The sequence below is a fragment of the Pseudomonas sp. MSSRFD41 genome, assembly GCF_014230245.1.
GTDB lineage: Bacteria > Pseudomonadota > Gammaproteobacteria > Pseudomonadales > Pseudomonadaceae > Aquipseudomonas > Aquipseudomonas piscis.
The window spans coordinates 1-25,482 of record NZ_JACKZK010000041.1 but is presented as its reverse complement, the minus strand read 5'-3'; the positions used below and the strand labels follow the sequence as shown (position 1 = coordinate 25,482).

Genomic DNA, 25,482 nt, shown 5'->3' with positions numbered 1-25,482 from the left:
CAACAGCGCGACTACAGGGACAGCGCGACGGGGGCCAGGTGGCGGCGCCGGTGCACATCCAGGTGGCCCTTGATCAGGCTCAGCACCTTGGCTTCGTGTTCGTGGATGAAGAAATGCCCGCCGGCGAGCATGTCCACCGAGAACCCGCCCTGGGTTTCCTTGCTCCAGCCGATCAACTGTTCGGTGGTGGCGCGATCGGCCTTGCCGCCCAGCACGTGCACCGGGCAATTGAGCAACGGGCGCTGCACGGGTCGGAAGCGCCCGCACAACAGGAAGTCGGCCCGCAGGATCGGCAACGTCAGGTTCATCAACTCCTGGTTGGCCAGCACTTCCTCACTGGTACCGTTGAGGGTGCGCAATTGCTCGATCAGTTGCGCATCGGTCTTGGGTTCGGCAAAACCGCGGTCGTATTCGCTGCGCAAGGTCGGCGCCGCGGTTCCCGAAGCGAACAGCGCCACCGGTTCCGGACATCCCAGGGCCCGCAAGGCATGGGCCAGTTCACAGGCCAGCAAGGCCCCCAGGCTGTGGCCGAACAAGGCATAGGGCGCACGCAAAGTGTCCCGGATTTCCAGGGCCAATTGCCCGGCCAGCTCACGCATGTCGGTGTGCAGGGGTTCGGCGAAGCGGGCGCCACGCCCGGGTAGCTCTACCGGCGACAGGTGCAGCCACTCCGGCAATTTGCGCCGCCAGCGGCTGTAGACCATGGCACTGGCTCCGGAATACGGCAGGCACAGCAGGTTCAACTGGGTCACGGTTATCCCTCGACAAATGATCGCTCGGCACGCCCTTGAAAACCGACTGGGCCAGCCCAAACCGGGGGTGATTCACCTCGGTGGCTCGCGGCCTTTTTCCAGGGGCTGCACAAGCAAAACGCGATACGCCCGAGACAAATTAGTCCCGATTGCCCTCAACGCAAACGCCGATAGCTTTGCAGCGCCGCGCCCAACACCACCCCTCCACCGGCCAGGGCCAGCCAGAAACCGCTGCGGGCACCGAAGTGATCCACCAGGGCACCGGAACCCGCCGCCCCCAGGGCCACCCCCACGCCCAGGCCGGTGACCAGCCAGGTCAGGCCCTCGGTGAGCTTGGCCGGCGGCACGATGCGCTCCACCAGGGCCATGGCCACGATCAGGGTCGGGGAGAAGAACAGCCCGGCGACCAGCACCGCCAGCGACAAACCGAGGATGTTGCCAGCCAGCAGCAGCGGCAAGGTGGTCACCGCCGTGGCAATACCGCTGTACATGAACAAGCGGGGCAATGGCGTGGACAGTTTCAAGGCCCCGAAGGCGATCCCCGCCAGGCACGAACCGGTGGCGTACATCGACAGCACGATGCTCGCCGCCGCCGGTTGCCCCTGTTGCTGGGCAAACGCCACGCTGACCACGTCCACCACGCCGACAATGGTGCCCATGGCCGTCATCAGCAACAGCAACATGCGGATCTGCCCGGAACGGATGATCGATCCCGAATGCTCTTCGTCATGGGGATGGACCGGCGGTTCGGTGGACTTCTGCACCACGAACAGCCCTACCCCCAGCGCCAGCATCAGCAGCGCCACCAGTGGCCCGGCCTCGGGAAACAGGCCGACGCTGAGGCCGACCGAGATCGGCGGGCCGACGATGAAGCACACCTCGTCCAGCACCGACTCCAGGGCGTAGGCGGTCTGCAGCTGCGGCTGGCCCCGGTACAGCTCGGTCCAGCGGGCCCGGACCATCGCCGACATGCTGGGCATGCAGCCGGCCAGGGCGGCAAAGAAGAACAAGGTCCAGTGCGGCGCCTGCAAGCGGGTGCACAGCAACAGCGCCAGCAACGCGCCGCCGCCCAGCCCGGCCGCCACAGGCAAAACCCGGCCCTGGCCGAAGCGGTCCACCAGGCGCGAGACCTGGGGCGCGCAGAACGCCGTGGCCAGGGCGAAGGTAGCCGCCACCGAACCGGCCAAGGCGTAGCCGCCGTGCAATTGCGACAGCATGGTGATCAGGCCGATGCCGGTCATGGAGATCGGCATGCGCGCGATCATGCCGGCCAGCACGAACGCCCGGCTGCCGGGGGCCTTGAACAACTCGCGGTAGGGGTTTGCCATGTACAACGACTCCTTGGGGGTCCTCAGGGCGGCTTTGCAGTAGCTACACATACGCCGCGTATGTTAAAAAGCATGAAAACATACGCCGCGTATGTCAATCCATCATGTGTTGGAGAATTGTTTTCATGAGCAGCCGCCCGCGCGCCGAAATGATCGAGGCCACCCGCGCCAAGCTGATTGCCAGTGCCCGCCTGGCCTTTGCCCGCCTGGGCTACGCCAAGACTTCCATGGACGACCTGACCGCCGAAGCCGGGCTGACCCGAGGCGCCTTGTATCACCACTTCGGTGACAAGCAAGGCCTGCTGGCCGCGGTGGTGGAACAGATCGACAGCGAGATGGACGCCCGCCTGGACCGGGTCAGCGACCAGGCCGGCGATCCCTGGGAGGGTTTTACCCAGCGTTGCCGGGCCTACCTGGAGATGGCCCAGGAGCCGGAAATCCAGCGCATCGTTTTGCAGGACGCCCGGGCCGTGCTCGGCGAACGCCTGCCGGACCAGGAACACTGCGTCGACTCCCTGGGCCGGCGCCTGCAAGCCCTGGCCGAGGCCGGGATCATCAGCCCCGCGCCAAGCCAGGCCCTGGCCCGCCTGGTCAATGGCAGCCTGGTGGATACCGCGCTGTGGATCGCCGCCGACACAGCGTCCGGACAACGCCTGGCACAAGCGCTGCAGGGCCTGGAACTGCTGTTGCGGGGATTACGCACCAAGCCCTGAGTGAACTCCCGGGGCGCTGCGCAGGTCAGCTCAAACAGAAGCCGGGCCTCCTCGCCCGGCCTGACCTTCGCCCCGCTCATAGCCTGTGGCATGGGCCTGAACCCGGAGTCTTGCGGCCATGGCCGAGCAGCATCCTGCGACCCAGCGTCCCATCGACGCCCACGGCATCATCGGCGACATGCGCAGCGCCGCCCTGGTGGACGACCAGGGCAGCATCGACTTCTTCTGCTGGCCGGAATTCGACAGCCCGACGATCTTCTGCGCCCTGCTGGACAGCCCCAGCGCCGGGATCTTCCAGCTGGCGCCGGCACTGGCCAATGCCCGCCGCCAGCAGATCTACCTGCCCGACAGCAACGTCCTGCAGACCCGCTGGCTGGGTAACGAAGCGGTGGTGGAAGTCACCGACCTGCTGGCCATCGATGAAGACGTCGAGCTGTTGCCGCTGCTGATCCGCCGGGTCCGGGTGGTCAGCGGCCGGGCCAGGCTGCACTTGCACTGCGCGCCACGGCTGGATTACGCCAGGGCCACCACCCAGGCACGGATGGACGGCGCCGCGGTGTGCTTCCAGGCCCCCGGCCAGCCCGGCCTGCGCCTGGTGGGCGAGCGGCCGCTGCAGCTGGAGCAGGACGCGGCCGTGGCCGAATTCGAACTGGAACAAGGCCAGAGCGCCGAGTTCATCCTCGGCGGCAGTGACGATCCGCGGGTGCAGTGCGGCGCCGGCGATCTGCACCTGAGCCGCACCCTGAGGTTCTGGCGCGACTGGATCGGGCGCTCCAACTACCGCGGGCGTTGGCGCGAGATGGTCAATCGCTCGGCCCTGGCGCTCAAGCTGCTGACCTCCAGGCGCCACGGCGCGATTCTCGCCGCGGCGACCTTCGGCCTGCCGGAAAGCCCGGGCGGAATACGCAACTGGGACTACCGCTACACCTGGGTGCGCGATGCGTCGTTCACCGTCTACGCCTTCATGCGCCTGGGCTACGTCGAGGAAGCCAACGCCTACATGCGCTGGCTGCGCGGGCGGGTCAGCGACTGCCATGGCAAGCCAACGAAACTCAACGTGCTGTATGGCATCGACGGGCGCCAGGAGCTGCCGGAAGTGGCGCTTGCGCACCTGTCCGGCCACGGCGGCGCACAGCCGGTGCGCATCGGCAACCAGGCCTGCGAACAAGTGCAGTTGGACATCTTCGGCGAGCTGCTGGACGCGGTGTACCTGGTGAACAAGTACGGCGAAGGGATCTCCCACGAGGGTTGGAAACACACGGTGCAGGTGGTGGACCGGGTCTGCGCCGGCTGGCAGAGCAAGGACGTGGGGATCTGGGAGATGCGCGGCGAGCAGCAGCACTTCCTGCATTCGCGGCTGATGTGCTGGGTGGCGGTGGACCGGGCCATCCGCCTGGCCTCCAAGCGCTCGCTGCCGGCGCCCTTCGCCCGCTGGGACCAGGCCCGCCAGGCCATCTACGACGACATCTGGAGCCAGTTCTGGAACGAAGAGCGCGGGCACTTCGTCCAGCACATCGGCAGCACCGCCCTGGACGGTTCGATGCTGTTGATGCCGCTGGTGCGCTTCGTCGGTGCCCGTGATCCACGCTGGCTGTCCACCCTGGAGGCCATCGAGAACAGCCTGGTGCGCGACGGCATGGTCTACCGCTACCGCAACGACGACAGCCGGATCGACGGCCTGGACGGTACCGAGGGCGCGTTCGCTGCCTGCTCGTTCTGGTACGTCGAATGCCTGGCCCGGGCCGGGCGCCTGGAGCAGGCGCACCTGGAGTTCGAGCAATTGCTGCGCTACGCCAATCCCCTGGGCCTGTACGCCGAGGAGTTCGACCCCCACGGCCGTCACCTGGGCAATACGCCCCAGGCCCTGACCCACCTGGCGCTGATCAGCGCGGCCTGTTTCCTCGACCGGCGCTTGAGCGGCGACAAGGAGGTCTGGCAACCTTGAGCGCCGCCTGTGAACACCGGCGCCCTCCTCTCCCAGGCCCAATGGATGTGCCCATGCCCGACTCACCGATCATCGCCGTGATGATCCACGCCGCCGACTGGCGCGCCGCCACCGACTGGTACGCCCAGGCGTTTCCCCTGGCCCGCCGGGTGCGGCATGAGCCCGATGATTTCGGGCACCTGCAACTGGGCGAGCTGGCCCTGGAAATCGTCCCCAGCGACGCCAAGGTCGGCCAAGGGCCGGCGGGCAGCGTGGTGTATTGGCGCGTCGCCGACCTGCCCGGCGAGCTGCAGCGCCTGGAGGCCCTGGGCGCATGTTTGTATCGCGGCCCAATGACCATCGAAGGTGGCGAGTGGATCTGCCAAGTGCAGGACCCCTGGGGCAACTGCATTGGCCTGCGGCAACCAGCAGCCGTCGCCTGACGGGATGTTTGCCGGCAGTCGAGCGCAAACGCCTATCCCCGCCCCCATCGCAATGCCGATCCGCCAAGGCAATGGCAGGAGCGAGGCTGGCCCGCGTTGGACTTCGCAGCGCTGCGTTTACCCAGTGAACACGCGCGACCGTTGACGACCATCGCGAGCAATCGAGCGTCGACCGGCGGCCCCTACAGGGGATCACCTCGCTTGAGTGAACAGTATGACGGCCCACCATCGAGGCTGTTCTGGGCTAGGGTATCCAGGTTCCCCGCATTCGGAGCTGCCATGCCCAGCCCAGCCGCCCTGCATCACGCCACCACTGCCAGCCTGCATATCGCTTACGAAGAACACGGCCCGCGCAGTGGCGAGCCGGTGATCCTGCTGCACGGTTTTCCCTACGATCCACGGGCCTACGACGAGATCGCCCCGCCCCTGGCCGAACGCGGCTATCGGGTGATCGTGCCGTACCTGCGCGGCTACGGGCCGACGCGCTTCAGCCACCCGGGGATCATGCGTTCCGGGCAACAGGCGGCACTGGCCCAGGACCTGCTGGAGCTGATGGATGCCCTGCACCTGCCCACGGCCACCCTGGCCGGCTACGACTGGGGCGGACGCGCGGCGTGCATCGTCGCGGCCCTCTGGCCGCACCGGGTGCGCGGCCTGATGAGCGCCGACGGCTATAACATCCAGGACATCGCCAAGGCCTGTGAGCCCCGGGCTCCGGAAACCGAGCTGCAACTCTGGTACCAGTACTACTTCAATACCCAGCGCGGGGTGGACGGCCTGCGCGCCAACCGCCGGGAGTTCTGCGAGCTGCTGTGGCGCCTGTGGTCGCCGACCTGGCAACAAGGGCCCGGGCTCTATGGGTTGAGTGCGCCGTCCTTGGACAACCCGGATTTCGTCGAGGTGGTGATCCACTCCTATCGCCATCGCTTCGGCTACGCCCCGGGCGATCCGGCGCTGGAACCCATCGAACAGGCACTGCTGGCCCAGCCGCCGATCCAGGTGCCGACCATCGCCCTGTGCGGCGCCGACGATGGCGTCGGCGCGCCGCTGGTGCCGGACCCCGACGGCCCGCAGTTCACCCGCGGTTATGAACGGCGGATCTTGCCCGGGGTCGGCCACAACGTGCCCCAGGAGGCGCCGCAAGCCACCCTCGAAGCCCTGCTGGAGCTGCTGCAAGGCGCTTGAAGAGCGCGACTGGCGCACGCCATGGCGGGGGAAAAATCGGTACACTGCGCGGCCTCGATCCCCCCACAGGACATGGAATGTTATCCGCCGCCTCTTCTTCACGCCCTGGCCTGCGCCGGGGCCTGGTGCTCTGGCTGTACGCCGCCGGCGCCGGCCACCTGCTGGTCGGCCTGGTGCTGACCTGGGCCGGCCACCAGGCGCTGTTCAACGACTACCTGGCCAGCATCGAACAAGCCTTCTGGGGCGCCGCCGCCCCGGCGCCGGCCCGGGCCCAGCAGGTCTGGTGGCTGGGCCTGTTCGGCGCCACCCTGCAAAGCTACGCCCTGTACCTGCTGGCCCTGGTGTACCTGGGTGATCGCCTGCGCGCGCCGGCGGCCTGGGCCTGGCTGATGGCCGGGATCGTCCTCTGGGCGCCCCAGGACATGTGGCTGTCCTGGCAGGTGGGCATGTCGTCCCACCTGTGGATCGACAGTTTCGCCCTGCTGGTGCTGCTGCCACCTTTGGCCTGGCTGTACCGCCACGACCGCCTTACCTCTCGCTCTCTTTCGTAAAAGGACTTCATCATCGTGGCTGACTTGCCGTTCCTGCAGTGGGCCGTCGCCCTGCTGCTCGCCCAAGGGGTGCTGGGCGCCCTGGACACCCTCTACCACCACGAACTCACCGTGGCCCTGCCGCAACGCCACAGCGCGCGCAAGGAACTGAGCATCCATGCCCTGCGCTCGTGCTTCTACGGCGTGCTGTTCATGGGCATCGCCCACCTGGCGTTCCAAGGCATCTGGGCCTTGGTGATCGCCCTGCTGTTCGCCCTGGAGATCGGCCTGACCCTGTGGGACTTCGTGGTCGAGGACCGCAGCCGCAAGCTGCCGGCCATCGAGCGCATCATGCACACGGTGCTGGCGATCAACGCCGGGGCCTTCTTCGCCTTGTACGGCCTGCAACTGCTGGAATGGTCGCGCTTGCCCAGCGCCCTGGCTCCTATCGAACTGGGCTGGCAGGGCTGGGCCCTGAGCCTGTTCGCCGTGGGCGTGAGCGCCTCGGGGATTCGCGATGGCCTGGCGGCCCTGCACCTGCAACGCCAGGGACAGGCGATCAATCCGTTCACCGGCGGCGCAGGCAAGCGGGTGCTGGTCACCGGCGGCACCGGTTTCATCGGTGAAGCGCTGGTCAACCAACTGCTCGACGCCGGCCACACGGTCAGCGTGCTGGCCCGGGACCCCTTGCGCGCCGCCTACCTGTTCGACGGTCGCGCCCGCTGCCTGCGCTCTCTGGACAAGCTGGGCCACGGCGAAGCGTTCGACGTGATCATCAACCTGGCCGGCGCCCCGGTGGCCGGGCCGCGCTGGTCGGCCAAGCGCCAGGCACAACTGCTGGCCAGCCGGGTCGGCACCACCGAAGGCCTGCTCAACTGGCTGCAACACGCCCAGCACAAGCCGGCGTTGTGGATCCAGGCCTCGGCCATCGGCTTCTACGGGGTGCGCGATGCCAGTCAGGAACTGGATGAAGACGCCGCGCGTGGCGAAGGCTTCATGGCTGACCTGTGCGCTCGCTGGGAGTCCGCGGCCGAGCCCGCCAAACGCTTCGGCGTACGCCAGGTGGTGCTGCGCCTGGGTATCGTGTTCGGCCCCGGCGGCGCGCTCAAGCCGTTGCTGATGCCCTTCTACTTCGGTTTTGGCGGACGCATGGGCGATGGCCGGCAGATCATGAGCTGGGTGCACCGCGACGATGTGCTGCAGGTGATGGCCCGCGCCATGCGCGACGAGTCGCTGGAGGGCACCTACAACCTGGTAGCCCCGGATGCCGTGAGCCAAGGGCAGTTCGCCGAGAGCGTCGGCCAGTTGCTCAAGCGCCCGGTCTGGCTGCATGTGCCGGCGGCGCCGGTGCGGGCCCTGGCCGGGGAAATGGCCCAGCTGTTCTTCGATGGCCAGAAGGTGGTGCCGGCGCGGCTGTTGCAGGCCGGCTACCGCTTCCGCTACCCGACCCTGGACAGCGCCCTGCGCGACCTGGCCTGAACCGAGGAGCCTCGATGAGCAAGCCCCTGTTGTACTTGCTGGCGGGCAACGGCAGCGCCAGCGACTGGTGGGACGATGCCGTACCGCACTTTCGCCATTATCGAGTGCAAGCCCTGGAACTGCCGGGGTTCGGCGACAACCCCCAGCCACCGTGCGACGACCTGGGGCAGTACGCCGAGGCCCTGCTGGCGCTGACCGCCCCGGGCAACGCCATCGTCGCCGTGGGCATCAGCGCCCTGGTGGTGCTGCACGCCTTGCAGCGCCGTCCCGGGCACTTCTCCCGCAGCGTGCTGCTGTCGCCGGTGGGGGCCTTCCTCTGGCAACGGCGCCTGCCGGCGTTGATGTCGCCACTGCCGGTGCGGCTGTTGATCCACCGTTTGCTCAGCCAGCGTCCGGCCTGGTTCGCCCACAAGTTCTCGCGCCAGCGCTGGAGCCCCCGGCAGTACCGGCGCATGGGCGCAGGTTATGCCCGCTGCCGGGCCTTCGTGCCGCTGTGGGAGCAATTGCGGGCCGATACCGCACTGCCGCTGCTGGAATGGATCGAGGACCCGGTGGAGCTGGTCTGGGGTGATCAGGACCAACTGCTCGGCAGCGCCCAGGCCGCGGCCTGGAGCGCGATCCTGGCCCGCGCCGACCTGCGGGTCAGCCTGCGTCCGGGCTGGGGCCACTACCCGTGGATCGATGCGCCGGCCGAGTTCGTCGCCTGGCTCGAAGCGCCCAACGATGGCTTCGTCGCCCACACCAAGGGCGGTCGCCTGCGCCTGGCGGAACTGGCCGGCCAGCCGGTGCCAGCCGCCCTGAGCCTGGACAGCGCCGAGGATCCGCGCCTGGCGCCGCTGCTGGCCAGCCAGCCCGATGCCCTGTGGGCCGTGCGTTCCTCCAGCCATGGCGAAGACCAGGCCGACTCGGCCAACGCCGGGCTCAGCACCACCTACCTGCGGGTGGCCGCCAGCGAAGTGGCGCCACGCATCGACGAGCTGCGCCAGAGCGGAGTCGAGGAAGTGGTGGTGCAGCGCTTCGTCCAGCCGCGGCTGTCGGGGATCGCCTTCGTGCGCCACCTGGCGGTGGAACTGGAATGGGTCGAGGGCCACCTGGAAAGCCTCGCCGATGGCCAAGCCAGCCCCGAGCGGGCGGTGCTGTCGCGCCTGGGCCAGGCTTGGGAAAGCGGCACCTTCGCCACCCGCCACGGCCTGTCCGCCAAGGCCTTGTGGGACTTTTTGCAAGGGGTGCTGAAGGTTTTCCACTACGTGCCCGGCGACATCGAGTGGGCCTGGGATGGCCAGCAACTGTGGCTGCTGCAATACCGCCCGATCAGCGACTACGGCTGGCGCCGGCACCTGACCGCAGCCAACATCGCCGAGATCCTGCCACCGCAACCCAGCCGCTTCGTCGAGTACGGCCAGCGCCGGGCAGCGGCCAGCATCCCGGCGATCATGGCCCGCTGGGACAGCCGGGTACTGGAGAACAACGAGCCGTTTACCGCCCTGTTCGGCGGCGCCTCCTACATCAACAACGACCTGTTCCTGGCGCGCCTGGCGGATTGGGGCCTGCCCTCCTCCGGTTATGCCGCCGAAGTCGGTGGCGCGGCCCCGGCCCTGCCCTTGCGGCCCCTGCGCCTGCTGCGTTCGCTACCACGCCTGCTGCGCATGCAATTCATCGCCCGCAGCCACTTGCTGAGCCTGGAACCGGGCCTGCGGCGCTTCGACCGGGAACTGGCGCAACTGCGCGAGGCCGGGGTCTCGGGCCAGCAACTGGCGGACTGGTTCAGCCGCTTCTACGTGTTCGTGGTCCAGGGCAACCTGTGCATCGCCACCGCCCTGGCCAGCAGCGGCGGCGCCCTGCTCGGTCGCCCGCCCACCGCCTACGACAACCTGGAGCACAGCCCCCATCGGTTGCCCTGGGAAACCGACCCCGGCACTGCGCGCCCGGCATGCGCACCGCTGCCGTTGCAGGCGTTCCCAAGCTGGAGCCCGGCCGTCGCCCTGGCCCATCGCCTGGGCCTGCCGGGCATGCGCGGCTACTACCTGCAAGTGCGCGAGTGGTACCGGGACAACCTGATGCGCCTCTTCATGGGCCTGCACCATGCACTGCCCGAGGCCGATCGCGACTATTGGTTCGCTCCCCACGAACAGGTGCGCAGTCGCGGTGGCAGTTTCTGGCAGGACGGCCGCGAGGGCAGCGAGCAGGCCAGCGGCTTCATGATCTACCCGGGCCAGGCCCAGGGCATCCTCGGGGTGGACATCCTCCTGGAGGACACCCTCGACCCCGGCCGGCATGCCCACTACCAGCAGGCCCGGGCAGTGATCGCACGCATGGGCGGGCGCTTGTCCCATGGCTCGACCCTGCTGCGGGAACTACGCAAGCCCTCGGCGGTGCTGCCCCAGGTGGATCCGAGCTGGATGGGCCGCGAAGTGCACTATGTCGACGGTCAACTGCACCTGGTCCAGGACTGAGGGTGACTCAGGAGGATTCCTGGGTGGTGGCGAAACGTTCGCGATAGGCCTGGGGCGTCACGCCCAGGGCCCGCAACACGCTGCGGCGCAGGGTCTCCTCGCTGCCAAAACCGCACTGCACGGCAATGCGCTTGATCGACAGGCCAGTGTCGGCCAGCAAGCGGCGGGCGGTTTCGACCCGGATCAGCTCGATGGCCCGGGCCGGGGTCTGGCCGGTGTCGGCACGGTAGTGGCGCACGAAACTGCGCTCGCTCATGGCCGCTTGCTCGGCCAGCACCGGCACCGTCAGTTCCCGGTTGAGGTTCTCGGCGATCCAGGCGTGCAGTCCATCGAAACGCCCGCCACCGTTCTGCAGCGCCAGGGTCACGCTGAATTGCGCCTGCCCGCCCGGGCGCTTGAGGAACACCACCAGTTGCCGGGCCACTTCCAGGGCCGCCTCGCGCCCCAGGTCAGCCTCCACCAGGGCCAGCGCCAGGTCGATGCCGGCCGTGACCCCGGCCGAGGTCCAGACCGGACCGTCGTTGATGAAGATCGGGTTGGCCTCGACCCGCAATTGCGGATAGGCCTCGGCCAGTTGTTCGCAGCGAGTCCAGTGGGTCACCACCCGGCGGCCATCCAGCCAGCCGCTGGCCGCCAGCAGGAAAGCCCCGGTACAGACCGAGGCCACCCGCCGTGCCGCGCCTGCCCGGGTCGCGACCCAGGCCACCAGTTGCGGGTCACGGGCGGCCGCGTAGACCCCGCCGCCACCGGCCACGATCAAGGTGTCGCAAGCCTGCTCCAGGCCCGGCAGGGGGTCGGCCATCAACGCCAGGCCCGACGAACTGAGGGTCGTCCCGCCTGGGCTTGCCACCACCCGCGGGTTATAGGGCAACGGCAACCCTCGCTCGCGGGCCCGGTCGTTGGCCGAGGCGAACACCTGCAAAGGCCCGGTGACATCCAGCAGCTGGGCGTTGGTAAAAGCCAGGACAAAGACGTTTTTTGCGGTGCTGGGCATGATTGGCGTAAATCGAGGGCAGGTTGGCGTATGCGCCAAATCCTAGAAGGCTAGAGTCAGCTCGTCCACCCCATCGATACAAGGAGCTCGCAATGGCCGTGCAGATCGGTTTTCTGTTGTTCCCAGGCGTCCAGCAACTGGACCTGACTGGCCCCTATGACGTGCTGGCGGCGCTGCCGGATACGCAAGTGCATTTGCTGTGGAAGGAGCCAGGGCCGATCAATTCCAGTGCCGGGATGCTGCTGCAAGCCACCACCGGCTTCGCCGCCTGCCCGCCCCTGGATGTGCTTTGCGTGCCAGGGGGGGCCGGTGTCGGCGCGTTGATGGAAGACCCACAGGTGCTGGATTTCCTCCGCCAGCAGGCCGCCCAGGTGCGTTACCTGACCTCGGTCTGTACCGGCTCCCTGGTGCTCGGCGCCGCCGGCCTGCTGCAGGGCAAGCGGGCCACCACCCACTGGGCCTACCACGAGTTGCTGGCGCTGCTGGGGGCCATTGCAGTCCATGAACGAGTGGTGCGCGATGGCAACCTGTTCACCGGCGGCGGCATCACCGCGGGCATCGACTTCGCCCTGACCCTGGCCGCCGAGCTGTTCGACCCACAGACCGCGCAGCGGGTACAGCTGGATCTGGAATACGCCCCGGCCCCACCCTTCGACGCTGGCAGCCCGGACACCGCTCCCGCCTCCCTGGTGCAACAAGCCCGCCAAGCCACCGCGGCCTCCTTGAGCAAGCGCCGGGAAATCACCCTGCGCGCCGCCGCCAGGTTGCAGGCCGGCTGACCCGGCAACCGTCAGGCGCGGCGTACCGGAGCGTGGCGGTCGCTGGCCAGCAAGGAGTCGATGCCGCCATCGCCGTAGACCCGCTCGACCTTGCAAATCATCACCTGATAGCCGGCGTACCAGCGCCGGTACTGGCGCTTGGCTTCAAGGTGCCTGGGGTGGCGGGCGAAGGCCTGGATCGACGCCTCGTCCTCCCAGTAGTAGCTGGCGTTGACCAGGCCCTGGCCGGCGTTGGCCCAGGATTGGGCACCGACGAAACCCGGCAGGCTGGCGGCGACTTCGTCGATGATCGCACTCAGGCGCTGGAACTCTTCGTCGGCCTGGCCGGGCTTATAGATAAAGGCGGCGATGTACATGCTTGGACTCCATTGGGGAAAAATCAGCTTGGTTGGGTCATCAGCGCCAGACGCAAGGCCAGGGCCAGCAACACCGCCGCCAGCAGCCAGGACTGCAACCTGGCGACACCTGCCGTGCGGGCGGCCAGGGCACGCCCCAGGGCCGCACCGCAGATCCCCAGGCCCGTGTGGAAGATCCCGCTGACCAAGGTCAATACCAACCCCAGGACCACCAGTTGCCAGGCGATGCTGCCCTGCCCGGGGCTGACGAATTGCGGCAAGAAGACCATGAAGAACAACAGCGCCTTGGGGTTGAGCAGGCTGTTGCCCATGGCCCGGACGAACACCGTGGCCAGCGGCACCCGGGGCGTGCTGGCAAGGTTCAAGCCAGCCCTGCTGCCCAGGGCCTTCCAGGCCAACCACAGCAAATAGGCGACCCCGGCATAACGGATCAGGTCCAGGGCCGGTGGCCAGCTGGCGACCAATGCGGTGACGCCAGTGGCGGTGAGCAGGGTCAGGCAGATATCCGCGACCCCGATCCCCATCCCGGAAGCGATCCCTCCCCGCCAGCCATAGGCCATGCCCTGGCTGATGACGAAGGCCATGTTCGGCCCCGGTGACAACAGCAACAACAGCACGGCACCGATGAAGATCGATAGGGTCGTCCAGTCCGGCATGCTTGTGCACTCCTGCGAGAAAGCCGGTAGATTAGGCGCCCTTCCTGATACAAACAAAAAACTGTTCTAGATACACCGGGAGCCCAGCAATGCGCCGCACTCGCTACAAGGCCATCGTCGATGATTTCGCCCGGCGCATTCGTGCCGGGCAATTGCCGCCCGGCACCCAGTTGCCCACGGTCCGGGCGCTGATGGCCAGGGAGCGGGTAGCCCTGGCCACCGCCTTGCGGGTCTACCAGGAGCTGGAAGCCATTGGCCTGGTGGTGGGCGAGGCCGGGCGCGGGACCTTCGTGCGCGATAGCAACCTGTCCCGGGGCATGGGCCTGGAGCAGCAACCGGCCAAGGACTGCGAGGTGGACCTATCCTTCAACTACCCGGCCCTGCCCGGCCAGGAACAGATCCTGCGCGAAGGCCTGCGGGCCATCGCCGCCTCCGGCGACCTGGATGCCCTGCTGCATTCCGCTCCCCAGGGCGGGCGCCTGCATGAACGCCAGACCGCGGCCCGGCACCTGCGCAACCGCCAGATCCGCGTCGGTGCCGAGCAGGTGCTGATCGTCAATGGCGCCCAGCAGGGACTGGCGGTCAGCCTGCTGGCGCTGCTGCGGCCCGGGGATGTCCTGGCGGTGGACGCCCTGACCTACCCGGGCCTCAAGAGCCTGGCCCTGGTCCACCGCCTGGACCTGGAACCCCTGCCGCAGATCGATGGCCTGACCGACCTCGACGCCTTGGAAGAGCTGTGTCGCCGCCGGCCGGTGCGCGCGCTGTACTGCATGCCCACCCTGCACAATCCCCTGGGCTCGGTGATGCCCCTGGCCCAGCGCCAGCGCCTGGTGCAATTGGCTCGCGAGCACGACTTCTGGCTGATCGAGGACGGCGCCTATGCCTTTCTCGCCGAACCGGCTCCGCCACCGCTGCAGACCCTGGTGCCGGAGCGCACCCTGTACATCTCGGGGTTGTCCAAGAGCGTCGCTTCGGGGCTGCGCATCGGCTTCATCGTCGCGCCCCCGGCGTTGATCCCGGCCCTGGAACGGGCGATCCGGGTCTCCAGCTGGAGCACCCCAACCCTGACCGTGACCCTGGGTTGCCTGTGGATCGAATCGGGGCTGGTGGACAATCTGGAGGAGCAGAAACGCCACGACGCCCGCCAGCGCCAGCACCTGGCTGCCAGGGTGCTGCAAGGCTGCGATTACCTGGCCAATCCTTCGTCCTACTTTCTCTGGCTGAAGCTGGGGGACGGTCGCCGGGCCGACAGCGTGGTGGCGGCCCTGGCCCGGCAGAAGGTGACCGTGACCTCGGCAGATCCCTTCGCCACCACGCCTCACACGCCCCAGGCGCTGCGCCTGGCCCTGGGTTCGATCAGCCTGCCGTTGTTGGAGCAAGCGCTGCACAAGGTGCACAACGAAGTCACCCGTTGACCGACCGGAGCCTGGCCGTTGCGGGCTCCGGTCCCATGAAAACCCGGGCGAAAAAAAACCCGCCGAAGCGGGTTTCTTTCAAGACCATCATGACATCCTGTCTGCAGCATCCGTGCTAATGGTCGATCTTCCGTGATCCTGAAGCGCGTCCTGCGCTGCAGTTGTGGGAAGAGATATTAAACACGTACCCGGGTAGGCAGAAGGCGCATTGAAATACAGCGCGTGTAGGAAATTGGCTACAGCTCACTTAGGCAATCCCTGAGGCCCTCGCCCCAGCGCCTGAATCGCCAGGGCCGCCAGCTGCAACTGGTGGCGGGCGCCGGGTTGATGATCGTCCTGGAGGAACCAGGCGGCGGACAGGCCACTGAAGGCCAGCACCCACTGCACCAGCCGCCGGGGTTCCAGGTGGGCCGCTTCGGCGATCACCCGCACCTGGCGCTCGAAGCGCAGGGGATCGGTGGCGCTGGGCAGGTCCGGGTTGCAGATCAGGTTGGCAAAGTCGAACGTGCGCTCGCCATGAACCCGCTTGGGATCGATCACCAGCCAGCCGCGCTCGGCGAAATCCAGTACGTTGTCGTGGTGTACATCGCCGTGCAGCACTACTTCTTCCCGAGGCGTGGCGAGCAGGTGCTCGGCCATGGCCAGGCTCTGGACGAACAGGCCGCCCTGTTGTCGTGCCGCCTCGCGCAGGTCCTTGAACCAGTGGTCCAGCGCCAGCAAGGGTGGCCGGGGTTCAGGCCGTGGCGCATGCAGGCGCGCCAGGGTGGCGCAGACGATCTGGCTGACCGCGTCGTGCTCGCCGTCCAGGGCCATGCGCATCAGCGACCCCGGCCCCATGGCCCGCTCCATCAGCAGCGCAACGTCTTGCTGGGCATGTACCCGCGCCGCACCCTCGCCGCCCCACCAGGCCATCAACCGGTTGCCGGCCTGTTCGTCTTCATCCAGGGCGATCTTCAGCATCGCCGGCGCGCCCGTCTCCAGGCGCACCGGCAACAGGCGGCTGCCGGGGGTGACGATGGGCTCGCCATCCGGCGTCAGGCGCCAGCGTTCCAGGTAGGTTGCAAACACCAAGGCAGCTCCAAGCGGTCAACGACAAGCTGCCAGTTTCAAACGGCGCCGGGCACCTGCGCAAGGCTGACAGACCGGCAATCATTGCTGGCGCAGGTAGTGCTCGATATTGCCCATCTGCTCGTCCCAGCCACGGCTGTTCATGCGAAAGGCCTTGAGCCGGCGTTCGGCGGGAATGGCGTCGAACCCCGATTCGCTGACCCGCAGCAAGGTGCCTTCGGGGTGTTCGTCCAGCTCGAAGCGCACCAGGGTGGTGGGCTCGCTCGAGTAGTCATGACCCGGCTCCACGGCGTAAGGGTGCCAACGGAAGGAGAACAGCTCTTCGGGCAGCATCTGCTCGACCTGCAACTCCAGCATCAGGTGTTCATACCCGGGATACGTGATGGCGCCACGGGCCTGCCGGCCCGGAGCGAAATGCTCGCCAGCGAATGTCACGCCGAACCAGCGGCCGAAGCGCTCGGCCTCGCTCAGCGCGGCCCAGACCTGCGCCGCACTGGCCCGGAGCAGGATCTTGCGCTCGATACGATCTGAAGAATTCATAAGCCACCTCCATTGATGAACACTAGCCCGCCCTGGGTCCGGTGCAAGCTTTGCCGGAGCACCAACGGCGTGATCGGCACCGGGGAAAAATGCTACTGTCAGCGCCCTCCCGTCAAAGCAAAGGACCTGCCATGCCCCTCGCCCTCCTCGACCGCTATCGCGGCAGCCTGCTGGGCCTGGCCTGCGGTGATGCCGTCGGCACCAGCGTCGAATTCAAGCCCCGCGGCAGCTTCCCAGCCGTTACTGACCTGCAAGGTGGCGGACCGTTCAACCTCAAGCCCGGCCAGTGGACCGACGACACCTCGATGGCCCTGTGCCTGGGGGAAAGCCTGCTGCGCCAGGGCGGTTTCGATGCCGCCGACCAGATGGGCCGCTACCTGAACTGGTGGCAGTGGGGTTATCTGAGCGCCACCGGCGAATGCTTCGACATCGGCATGACCGTGCGCCAGGCCCTGGCCGACTACCAGGAGCATGGCCAGCCCTTCGCCGGCTCCAGCGATCCCTATACCGCCGGCAACGGTTCGCTGATGCGCCTGGCACCGGTGGTGCTGTTCTTCTACCCTGACCTGGCCCGGGTCCGGCAGTTCGCCGGCGACAGCTCGCGCACCACCCATGGCGCCGCCGAGGCCATCGAATGCTGCCAGCTGTTCGCCAGCCTGATCGCCAGGGCCCTGGCCGGCGCTTCCAAGCAGGAGTTGCGGGTGGTGGAGGACATGCGTTTCGAACAAGCCAAGGTGGCGACCCTGGCTCGCGGCAGCTACCTGAGCAAGGGCCGCGAAGAGATTCGCGGCAACGGTTATTGCGTGGACTCCCTGGAAGCGGCGCTGTGGTGCTTCCAGCACAGCGACAACTACGCCGATGCGGTGCTGGCCGCGGCCAACCTGGGGGACGATGCCGACACCACCGCCGCCATCGTCGGCCAACTGGCCGGAGCCTTCTACGGCATCCAGGGTATACCCGGGCACTGGCTGGCCAAGCTGCACATGGGCCAGGAGATCCAGGCCATGGCCGATGACCTGCTGCGCGCCGCGCAGCGAACGGCGGCGTAATCCGAAACCTGACGAATCGACAGCGAGCCCCTCATGCGCCCACCCCTGATCCTCGCACCCCTGCTGCTGGCGCCATTGGCCCACGCCGACGAATGCAGCGATGCTCCCGACCAAGCTGCCCTGAGCCAGTGCGCCAGCGTCCAGTACAAGGCTGCGGACAAGGAGCTGAACAGCCTGTACCAACAGATCAGCCAGGGCCTGAAGAACCAGGCGCAAACCAAGCAGCGGTTGGTTGGCGCCCAGCGCGCCTGGGTAGCGTTCCGCGATGCCGAGTGCGGCTACGCCACCTCCGGCGTGGAAGGTGGCAGCCTCTACCCATTGGCCTATAGCCAGTGCATGACGGCACTGACCAAGGCCCGGGTGGAAAACTTCAAGAACTACCTGAAGTGTGAGGAAGGTGACTTGAGCTGCCCGGTGCTGGAGCGGTAGCGGGCGCCTGTCTCCAGCCTCGGTGGGCATGTTGCCCGGCGCGCCATGTCGTGAAAAACGCCTGGGCCTTGTACGGCGCAATGGGCTGTACCGGTGGTTTTCTTTGCAATTGGATCTTGCATTTATCCGTCGCCGCCGCAGAATCACCGCGCTTTGCCTGGCCATTTGCGCAGGCAGGGCCATTTCCCCCCTATTGCAAAGGAACCTTCGTTCATGGATAGAAGCGCCAGCGCCCGTCTCGGCTCGCTGATCCTCTCGTTGTCTGCTCTGGCCCTGACCGGATGCAAGGAAGAATCCAGTCCCAAGACCGTGGCCGCCGCGCTCGCCCCGGCCCCCGCCGCCATGGTGATTCCGGTCTGCGCCAACGGCGAATGCGCCGTGCTGGACCAGAACGGCGCAGTACTGGTCGGCGTCGACAACGACTACGACGCCGTGGTCACCCTGCCCCTGGACAAGAGTTTCCTGTTCGCCAAGGACGGGACCTGGAACCTGGCCAGTGCCGACGGCAAGCAGATCCTGCTGGCCGACTTCACCGACGACCTGCGACCACTGACCCCCGGCTACTTCGGCTTCGGCCAGGACGGCAAGCTGGGCATCATCGACCAGAGCGGCAAGCAGGTACAGCCACCGCGCTTCGACGACTTGTACATCGGCGGCCAGGACGACTTCCTCGTCTACGAGCTGAACGAGAAACGCGGCCTGCTGGACGCCAAGGGCCAGGAGCTGACCCAGGCGCTGTATGACAGCAGCGTGGTGCGCGACGACTTCGCCAAGCGCGGCTGGTGGATGACCGCCGAACGCGGCGAGGAAAAGTGGGCGTTCAACCTCAAGACCCACGAGCAAAAGAAAGTCGCGTTCGACACTATCGACAGCGCCGCCAACGGGTACTTGGTGGTCAGCGACGAGCAGGGCAAGTTCCTGGCCGATGCCCAGGCCCGCCTGGTGGATCCTGCCCGTTACTACTGGCTTGGGGAACCCGGCGAGAACCGCGTGGCCTTCCGGGAAAAATACGACACGCCGTGCGGCTACCTCGACCTGCAAGGCAAGGTCGTGATCAAGGCCCAGTTCAGCACCTGCGAAGTGTTCGGCAAGCAGGGCGCGCTGGTCACCGCCCAGGCCGCCGAAGGCGAGCACGGCAAGATCGGCATGATCGACCCGCAGGGCCAGTGGAAGGTGCAGCCGGTGTACGACTCGGCGGAACCAGCGGGCTTCAGTCCTTTGGGCCTGTTCCCCCAGGTCCCGGGACTGAACCAGGTCGGCGTGCTGCAAAGCGCCTTCACCGCGACCTTCGGCATCTTCGATGTGGACAAGGGCGTCGAGCTGTTCAAGCCGATCTACAGCAACATCGGCGCGCTCACTCCCGAGCTGTTCGTCTTCAGCAGGCCTGACAGCCCGACCAAGCCGGTCACCCTGTTCGGCGAAGCCACCAAGATCGCCACCGTCGGCCTGATGGACGCTAGCGGCAAGGTACTGATGGAGCCAGGCCAATACGTGGATATCCACCTGGACAGCAGCGGCCACTACCTGCTGGCCAGCGAAGACACTTCTCCGCTGTCGACCGTGGCGTTGCTGGACCTCAAGGGCAAGCGCCTGGTTGCCAGCAAGTGGCAGGAACTGGTGGTCGATGAAGCCCGTGGGGCGATCTTCGGTTACGCCGTGGAAGGCGTGGGCGATGACCAGACCCGCAGCATCAAGGCGCTGTACCGCCTGGACGGCACCCCGAGCTTCCAGGTGACCCAGGTCGACTGTGGCGCCGAGCAGGTCCTCGATGGCCAGGGCAAGGTGCTGTGGCCAACCAATCCGCAAGATCACTGCCCACAGCCTGACGACGACGGCCCCGCCGAAAGCTGAGCCCGGCCTGACGGCCACGGCTGCGATCAAGCCTGCTAGGATGCGGGCTTGATCGATTCAGCCAACCGGCCCGGATGGGGCCCGACAGGAACTGTCTCCCATGCTCAACGCTTTGCTCTTCGACCTCGACGGCACCCTGACCGACACCGACGCCCTGCACCTGCTGGCCCTGCAACAATTGCTGCTGGAGGAAGAGCAGCGGGTCTTCAGCCACGCGCAATTCATGGCCCATGTCAGCGGCCAGGCCAACGCCAACATGTGCCGCTACCTGTTCCCCGGGCGCAGCGTGGCCGAACACGAGGCCTTCGCCGAGCGCAAAGAGCAGCGCTTTCGCCAACTCTCCTCGCAACTGGAACCGATGCCCGGGCTGTTGCGCCTGTTGGATTTCGCCGAGCAGCACGGCATTGCTACCTGCGTGGTAACCAACGCGCCCCGGGCCAATGCCCAGCACATGCTCCAGGCCCTGGGCCTGAGCCAACGCCTGTCGACCGTGCTGGTGGCCGAGGAGCTGCCCCGGGCCAAGCCCGATCCCCTGCCCTACCTGCGCGGCCTGCAAGCCCTGGATGTCGCGGCCAGCCAGGCGCTGGCCTTCGAAGACTCGGTCCCCGGGCTGAAGGCGGCGGTGGGCGCCGGCCTCCGCACCTTCGGCCTGGCCACCAGCCAGCGCCCCGAGACCTTGCTGGACGCCGGTGCCCATCGGGTGATTCGCGACTTCGACGATCCGCAGTTATGGGCCGAGATTCATCGACGACTCGAACGACCGGCCTGAAGCGCGGGCCTCGGGAGTACCGCAAAGGGTCGGGAGATTAGGAGATAAAGGGGACTGGAAAGGAAGTAGCCAGGGGATGGGAGGAAAGGGTGCTCGCCCATCACTTCGACCATGGCATCTTAAGCCGAAGCCCCCCTTTGGCTGGGCGAGCAGGTGGTCATGTTACGGAGGCGCCGGGGATGGCCCTATCGGATAATTCCGAAAATTTTGTGGGAATAAGGAAAAATCCAGAGCGCTTTTTCCTGGGCGCGACCTTTTTTTCACGGCTCTTTCACCTCGCCCCCCGTAGATTGGGACCACTCCTTAACGAATCCCATTTGGCCCGCCCCTGGCGGGCTTTTTTTTGCCTTGGATTCAAGCAACGGCTCTGCTGCAACTACTCAGCTAATCAGGCTTTTGTTATCGCGAATTAGACATCCGGCCTTATGATGGACGCCCTCGCCCCTGTTGCCGGAGACGCCCCGTCCCATGTCCGACCTGCTTGTGGTTTCGTCCATCGATAGCCTGGCGGTGCCTGTCACCAGCATTGCCGTGGATTATCCCAACGGCCACGTGATCCCCTCCCACAGCCATCCCCGCTCGCAGCTGGCCTATGCCATCGAAGGCGTGCTGGTGATCGATACCCAGTCCGGACGCTGGGTGGTGCCGCCCAGTCGTGGGGTCTGGCTGCAGGCCGGGGTCGAGCATCGGGTGCGCATGCGCGGCGCGGTGCGCATGCGCAGCCTGTTCGTCAATGTCGACGCCATCAGCGGCTTGCCCGAGAACGACTGCGTGATCGAGGTCTCGCCCTTGCTGCGCGAATTGATCCTGGCCGCGTCCCAGGTCGATGAGCACTACCAGGCCGATAGCCGCGACGGCCGCCTGATGCGCTTGATCCTCGATGAAATGCGCTCGCTGCCGGTGCTGCCCTTCAGCCTGCCCTGGCCCCAGGAGCCACGCATGCTCCAGGTCTGCCGGGCCCTGGCCGACGACCCGGCGGACAACCGCACCGCCGAGCAATGGAGCGACCGCCTGGCCATGAGCGCCAAGACCTTCCACCGCCAGTTCCAGCGCCACACCGGCATCACCTTCGGCCGCTGGCGCCAGCAGGCGCGGTTGTTGATGTCCCTGGAGTGCCTGGCCCAGGGCATGCCGGTGGTGCAGGTGGCCCTGCAACACGGCTACGACAGCCAGAGTGCCTTCGCCGCCGCCTTCAAGCGCCAGTTCGGCACCCCGCCATCGGAGTTCTACCGCTGAGCGCTCAGGCCCGGCGCAGCAGCAATCCGGCCAGTACGCACAGCAACATCGCCGCCCCGGCCAGCAGGAAGGCATCGCTGTAGGCCAGCAACAAGGCGTCGCGGTGCAGCACCCGGTTCATCAGTTCCAGGGCCTGCCGGCGCAAGGGCGCGGCCGCCGCCGAATGCAACGCGCTGGCGTAGTCCAGCGGTGCCTGGGCGAGCATCCGCACCCACTCCACCAGGCGCTCCTGGGTGGCCTGGGCGAACAGATTCACCGACTCGCCGATGCGCTGGCCATGGAGCTTCTCGCGTTCCACCACCACCTGGCTGGACAGGGCGATGCCGATGGCGCCACCGACGTTGCGCACCATGGAAAACAACCCCGAGGCCGAGCCCACCTGGTCCTTTTCCAGCCCCTGGATGGCCATCACCCCCAGCGCCACCACCACCAGCGACTGGCCGATGCCACGGATCACCAGCGACGGCACGATGACGTTGACCGAGGCATCGGGGTTCAGGTGCATGTTCATCAGGCAACCGATGCCGGTGATGGCGAAGCCGGCGACGATGATGGTCCGCGCGCTGGTCCAGCGCATCAGGTGCGGCGTGGCAAAGGACATGGCGAACTGCACCAGGCCGTAGGGAATCATCATCAGGCCGATCTGCCGGGCGTTGTAGCCGTGGATCTCGGCGAAATAGTTGGGCACCAGGAACACCACGCCGAACACCACCGCGCCGAAGGTGAATTGCATCAGGCTGGCGATGCCGAAGTTATAGCGGCCCAACAGCCGCAGGTTGATCAGTGGTTGCGGGCGACGCAGTTCGATGACCGTGAAGGCCAGCAGGCCGACGCAGGCCAGCAGCGCGCAGTTGACGATGAACGACGAGGCCAGCCAGTCATGGCGTCCCCCCTCCTCCAGCATGATCTGCAAGGCCGCCAGGCCCACCGCCATGCTGGCGATACCGCCCCAGTCGCCCTGGCGCAACTTCTCCAGGACCATGGGCTGCGGGCGCACCGACCAGCCAATGGCCGCCAGCAGCAACAACCCCGGCGGCACCTGCAGGTAGAAGATCCAGCGCCAGGAATAGACATCGGTGAGCCAACCGCCCAGGGACGGGCCCGCCGCCTGGGCGACGTTGTTGGCCACCGCGAACAGGGCCATGCCCAGGGGATGGCGGGCCGCCGGCAGCTCGGTGACGATCAGCTGGAACGACAACGGAATCAGCACGCCGCCAAAGGCTCCTTGCAGCACCCGCGCCAGGATCAGGGCGTGGATGTTGGGCGCCAGGGAACAGGCGATGGAGAACAGCACGAAGCCGGCGGTGCCGACCATCAGCACCCGGCGCATGGAAAACACCGAGACCAGCCAGCCGGTCATGGGGATGATGATGATCTCGGCCACCAGGTAGGCCGTGGTGATCCACGAGCCCTCCTCGAAGGTGGCGCCCAGGGAGCCGCGCACGTCCGGCAGCGAGGCGTTGGTCACGTGCACGTTCATCCCGGCCATGAAGCAGCCGACCACGCTGCCCAGCACCGCGACCCAGGTGCGCAGGCTGATCGTCGGCGCCGTCTCGGCCGCTGGCTCGGCCAGGCGTTGGGCACTAGTCATGGCGGGTATCCACGGTCACCACCACCGACATGCCCGGGCGCAGCTCGGCCTGGCGCGGCTGCCCGGGATCCAGGTGGATGCGCACCGGCATGCGCTGCACGATCTTGGTGAAGTTGCCGGTGGCATTGTCCGGCGGCAGCAAGGCGAATTGCGCACCGGAGGCCGGGGCGAAGCTGTCCACCCGACCGGTGAGCACCTGGCCCCCCAGGGCATCGACCTCGACCCGTGCCGCCTGACCGGGACGCATGCCGTCGACCTGGGTTTCCTTGTAGTTGGCCACCACGTAGGCCTCCCGGGGCACCACCGCGAGCAGCGGCGCGCCGACTTCCACATACTGCCCCGCGCGCAAGCTGCGTTGCCCGGCGACCCCGGCCACCGGGCTGCGCAGCTCGGTGCGCGCCAGGTCGATACGCGCCAGGCGCAGCTGGGCGTCGCTGCGGGCAACGCCGGCCTGGAGCTTGTCCAGCTGGGCCCGGGCACTTTGCTGCTCGGTATCGAGCACCGCCACTTGCTGGCGCCGCGCGGCCAGGTTGGCGCGGGCGGCGACCAGCGCGGCATCGGCCTGGCGCGCCAGGGCATCGGCGCTCTCCAGTTGCTGCACGCTGCTGACCTGCTGGCTGGCCAGGTGCCGTTGCCGGCGCCCTTCCTGGCCGGCACGCAAGGCCTCGGCCTCGGCGGCGCCGACCCGGGCCCGGGCCTCGTCGATCAAGCTTTGCTGTTGTTGCTGGCGCGCCTGCAGGTTGGCCACCCGGGCTTGTCCGGTGCGCAGTTCGGCGTGGGCTTCGCGCAGCACCGCCTCGGCCTGCTCGACCCGTGCCGAATAATCGCTGTCATCGATCCGGGCCAGCAGGTCGCCGGCCTTGAGCAGTTGGTTGTCACGTACCTCGACGCTGGCCAGGTAGCCGGCCACCCTGGGCGCAATGGTGACGATATCGGCCCGCAGGTAGGCATCGTCGGTCACCACCAGGAAACGACCGTTGAACCACCAGTACAGGCTCCAGGCCAGGATCAGCAGCAGGCCCAGGACCAGCCCCGCATATAACGCCAGGCGGCGTCGGGTCAGGCCATGGACAGGGGAAGCGGAAGTAGAAGCGGTATCGGTCATTGCAGGGACTCGCCAGTGGCTTGAGAGGAGGAAGAGCGAAAGGACGATGCGTGGCTGTCACGGTCCACGGTGGGCAGGATCACCGGCGGGGCCTCGCGCCAGCCGCCACCGAAGGCCTTGAACAGCAGGACCTGGCTGTCGATCAGTCGGGCATCGGCCCGCGCCGCGGCAGCCCGGGAGGCCACGTCGGAGCGCTGGGCATCGAGGTAGTCCAGGGCGCTGGACGCCCCGGCCGCCCGGGCCAGGCCGGCCAGGCGCAGGGCCTCGTGGTTGCGTTCGGCCGCCAACTGCAGGTCCTGCTGGCGCTGCCCGGCAGCCTGGTAGTCGCTCAGGGCCTGGCGCTGCTCCTTGAGAGCAACCAGGATGCTGCGGTCGAACTCGGCCAGTGCCGCGCTTTCCCGGGCATCGGCCTGGGCAATGCGGGCACGCACCGCGCTGAAGTTGGGAAAGCTCCAGGACAGCAACGGGCCCAGGCGCCAGACCGAGGCGTCGCGTTCGTCGAAACCACTGGGATGATGGGCCGAACTGGCTATCCCCGCGCCGAGGCTGATCCGCGGGTAGAGTTCGGCCCGGGCCACGCCGATACGCGCCGTGGCCGCCGCCAGCCGGCGCTCGGCCTGGCGCACATCGGGACGCCGGCGCAGCATGGCCAGGGCATCGCCACCGGGCAGGCTGGCAATCAGCGCCGGCGCCTGGCGACAGGCTTGCGCCTGGGCTGGCACATCGCCCGGGAGGCGTCCCAGCAATACCGCCAGCTCGGCCAGGGCCCGCTGGCGCCCGGCCTCCAGCGGCGGCAAGGCGGCACGCACCTGGCCCACCAGGCCCTCGGCCCGGGCC

General features: G+C 67.5%; 24 protein-coding genes. 14 read left to right on the top strand and 10 right to left on the bottom strand.

Annotated elements, in window-relative coordinates:
* Window positions 1-11: 11 nt before the first annotated feature.
* Entirely contained in the window at window positions 12-752 is a 741-nt protein-coding gene (locus H7A76_RS31250; RefSeq protein ID WP_185702092.1) for a thioesterase II family protein, read from the bottom strand.
* A gap of 155 nt (window positions 753-907) precedes the next feature.
* On the bottom strand, window positions 908-2,080 hold the full coding sequence (locus H7A76_RS31245; protein ID WP_185702091.1) for an MFS transporter: 1,173 nt from the start codon (window positions 2,078-2,080) through the stop codon (window positions 908-910).
* 125 nt (window positions 2,081-2,205) lie between these two features.
* On the opposite strand from H7A76_RS31245, the gene H7A76_RS31240 reads away from it, so the two are divergent.
* From H7A76_RS31240 to H7A76_RS31210, 7 genes are all read left to right on the top strand, one after another.
* Window positions 2,206-2,793 (top strand): TetR/AcrR family transcriptional regulator, encoded by a 588-nt coding sequence (locus H7A76_RS31240; RefSeq protein WP_185702090.1) that lies wholly within the window; start codon window positions 2,206-2,208, stop codon window positions 2,791-2,793.
* A 118-nt stretch (window positions 2,794-2,911) separates the two neighbouring features.
* The gene (locus H7A76_RS31235) at window positions 2,912-4,738 is read left to right on the top strand and encodes a glycoside hydrolase family 15 protein (RefSeq protein WP_185702089.1); all 1,827 of its coding nucleotides are present in this window, start codon (window positions 2,912-2,914) and stop codon (window positions 4,736-4,738) included.
* A gap of 53 nt (window positions 4,739-4,791) precedes the next feature.
* The gene (locus H7A76_RS31230; RefSeq protein WP_185702088.1) at window positions 4,792-5,160 is read left to right on the top strand and encodes a VOC family protein; all 369 of its coding nucleotides are present in this window, start codon (window positions 4,792-4,794) and stop codon (window positions 5,158-5,160) included.
* Window positions 5,161-5,439: 279 nt separating this feature from the next.
* A complete protein-coding gene (locus tag H7A76_RS31225; RefSeq protein WP_185702087.1) occupies window positions 5,440-6,345 on the top strand; it encodes an alpha/beta fold hydrolase in 906 nt (301 codons plus the stop codon).
* A gap of 77 nt (window positions 6,346-6,422) precedes the next feature.
* A complete protein-coding gene (locus H7A76_RS31220; RefSeq protein WP_185702086.1) occupies window positions 6,423-6,896 on the top strand; it encodes a hypothetical protein in 474 nt (157 codons plus the stop codon).
* 15 nt (window positions 6,897-6,911) lie between these two features.
* On the top strand, window positions 6,912-8,354 hold the full coding sequence (locus H7A76_RS31215) for a TIGR01777 family oxidoreductase (protein ID WP_185702085.1): 1,443 nt from the start codon (window positions 6,912-6,914) through the stop codon (window positions 8,352-8,354).
* 14 nt (window positions 8,355-8,368) lie between these two features.
* Window positions 8,369-10,807: an alpha/beta fold hydrolase gene (locus H7A76_RS31210; protein ID WP_185702084.1), complete on the top strand. Its 2,439-nt coding sequence runs from the start codon at window positions 8,369-8,371 to the stop codon at window positions 10,805-10,807.
* A gap of 7 nt (window positions 10,808-10,814) precedes the next feature.
* Here the strand turns inward: H7A76_RS31210 and H7A76_RS31205 are convergent, their stop codons facing one another.
* Entirely contained in the window at window positions 10,815-11,801 is a 987-nt protein-coding gene (locus H7A76_RS31205) for a GlxA family transcriptional regulator (protein ID WP_185702083.1), read from the bottom strand.
* A gap of 92 nt (window positions 11,802-11,893) precedes the next feature.
* Between H7A76_RS31205 and inhA the strand changes: the two genes are divergently transcribed.
* Window positions 11,894-12,580: an isonitrile hydratase gene (inhA, locus tag H7A76_RS31200; RefSeq protein WP_185702082.1), complete on the top strand. Its 687-nt coding sequence runs from the start codon at window positions 11,894-11,896 to the stop codon at window positions 12,578-12,580.
* A gap of 11 nt (window positions 12,581-12,591) precedes the next feature.
* Here inhA and H7A76_RS31195 read toward each other — a convergent pair whose 3' ends face one another.
* Both H7A76_RS31195 and H7A76_RS31190 read right to left on the bottom strand, forming a co-directional pair.
* Complete coding sequence (locus H7A76_RS31195; protein ID WP_185702081.1) at window positions 12,592-12,936, bottom strand: antibiotic biosynthesis monooxygenase; 345 nt, start codon at window positions 12,934-12,936, stop codon at window positions 12,592-12,594.
* A 23-nt stretch (window positions 12,937-12,959) separates the two neighbouring features.
* Complete coding sequence (locus tag H7A76_RS31190) at window positions 12,960-13,592, bottom strand: LysE family translocator (RefSeq protein ID WP_185702080.1); 633 nt, start codon at window positions 13,590-13,592, stop codon at window positions 12,960-12,962.
* Between the two features lie 89 nt (window positions 13,593-13,681).
* Here H7A76_RS31190 and H7A76_RS31185 point away from each other — a divergent pair, with 89 nt between their 5' ends.
* Complete coding sequence (locus H7A76_RS31185) at window positions 13,682-15,007, top strand: PLP-dependent aminotransferase family protein (RefSeq protein ID WP_185702079.1); 1,326 nt, start codon at window positions 13,682-13,684, stop codon at window positions 15,005-15,007.
* Between the two features lie 243 nt (window positions 15,008-15,250).
* Here H7A76_RS31185 and H7A76_RS31180 read toward each other — a convergent pair whose 3' ends face one another.
* Window positions 15,251-16,075, bottom strand: coding sequence for an aminoglycoside phosphotransferase family protein (locus H7A76_RS31180; RefSeq protein ID WP_185702078.1), 825 nt, complete (start codon window positions 16,073-16,075; stop codon window positions 15,251-15,253).
* A gap of 81 nt (window positions 16,076-16,156) precedes the next feature.
* Entirely contained in the window at window positions 16,157-16,615 is a 459-nt protein-coding gene (locus H7A76_RS31175) for an SRPBCC family protein (protein ID WP_185702077.1), read from the bottom strand.
* Between the two features lie 131 nt (window positions 16,616-16,746).
* On the opposite strand from H7A76_RS31175, the gene H7A76_RS31170 reads away from it, so the two are divergent.
* From H7A76_RS31170 to H7A76_RS31150, 5 genes are all read left to right on the top strand, one after another.
* A complete protein-coding gene (locus H7A76_RS31170; RefSeq protein ID WP_185702076.1) occupies window positions 16,747-17,664 on the top strand; it encodes an ADP-ribosylglycohydrolase family protein in 918 nt (305 codons plus the stop codon).
* 33 nt (window positions 17,665-17,697) lie between these two features.
* Entirely contained in the window at window positions 17,698-18,093 is a 396-nt protein-coding gene (locus H7A76_RS31165; RefSeq protein WP_185702075.1) for a lysozyme inhibitor LprI family protein, read from the top strand.
* Between the two features lie 213 nt (window positions 18,094-18,306).
* Window positions 18,307-19,944, top strand: coding sequence for a WG repeat-containing protein (locus tag H7A76_RS31160; RefSeq protein WP_185702074.1), 1,638 nt, complete (start codon window positions 18,307-18,309; stop codon window positions 19,942-19,944).
* A 100-nt stretch (window positions 19,945-20,044) separates the two neighbouring features.
* A complete protein-coding gene (locus H7A76_RS31155) occupies window positions 20,045-20,713 on the top strand; it encodes an HAD family hydrolase (protein ID WP_185702073.1) in 669 nt (222 codons plus the stop codon).
* A 468-nt stretch (window positions 20,714-21,181) separates the two neighbouring features.
* Entirely contained in the window at window positions 21,182-21,949 is a 768-nt protein-coding gene (locus H7A76_RS31150) for an AraC family transcriptional regulator (RefSeq protein ID WP_185702072.1), read from the top strand.
* A gap of 4 nt (window positions 21,950-21,953) precedes the next feature.
* On the opposite strand, the gene H7A76_RS31145 is transcribed toward H7A76_RS31150, so the two are convergent.
* The 3 genes from H7A76_RS31145 to H7A76_RS31135 form a co-directional block, all read right to left on the bottom strand.
* Entirely contained in the window at window positions 21,954-23,540 is a 1,587-nt protein-coding gene (locus H7A76_RS31145) for a DHA2 family efflux MFS transporter permease subunit (RefSeq protein ID WP_185702071.1), read from the bottom strand.
* The gene (locus H7A76_RS31140) at window positions 23,533-24,645 is read right to left on the bottom strand and encodes an HlyD family secretion protein (protein ID WP_185702070.1); all 1,113 of its coding nucleotides are present in this window, start codon (window positions 24,643-24,645) and stop codon (window positions 23,533-23,535) included. The genes H7A76_RS31145 and H7A76_RS31140 overlap by 8 nt, the downstream gene beginning before the upstream one ends.
* A partial coding sequence (locus H7A76_RS31135) for a TolC family protein (protein ID WP_185702069.1) occupies window positions 24,642-25,482 on the bottom strand: 841 nt, incomplete at its 5' end. The genes H7A76_RS31135 and H7A76_RS31140, both read right to left, overlap by 4 nt.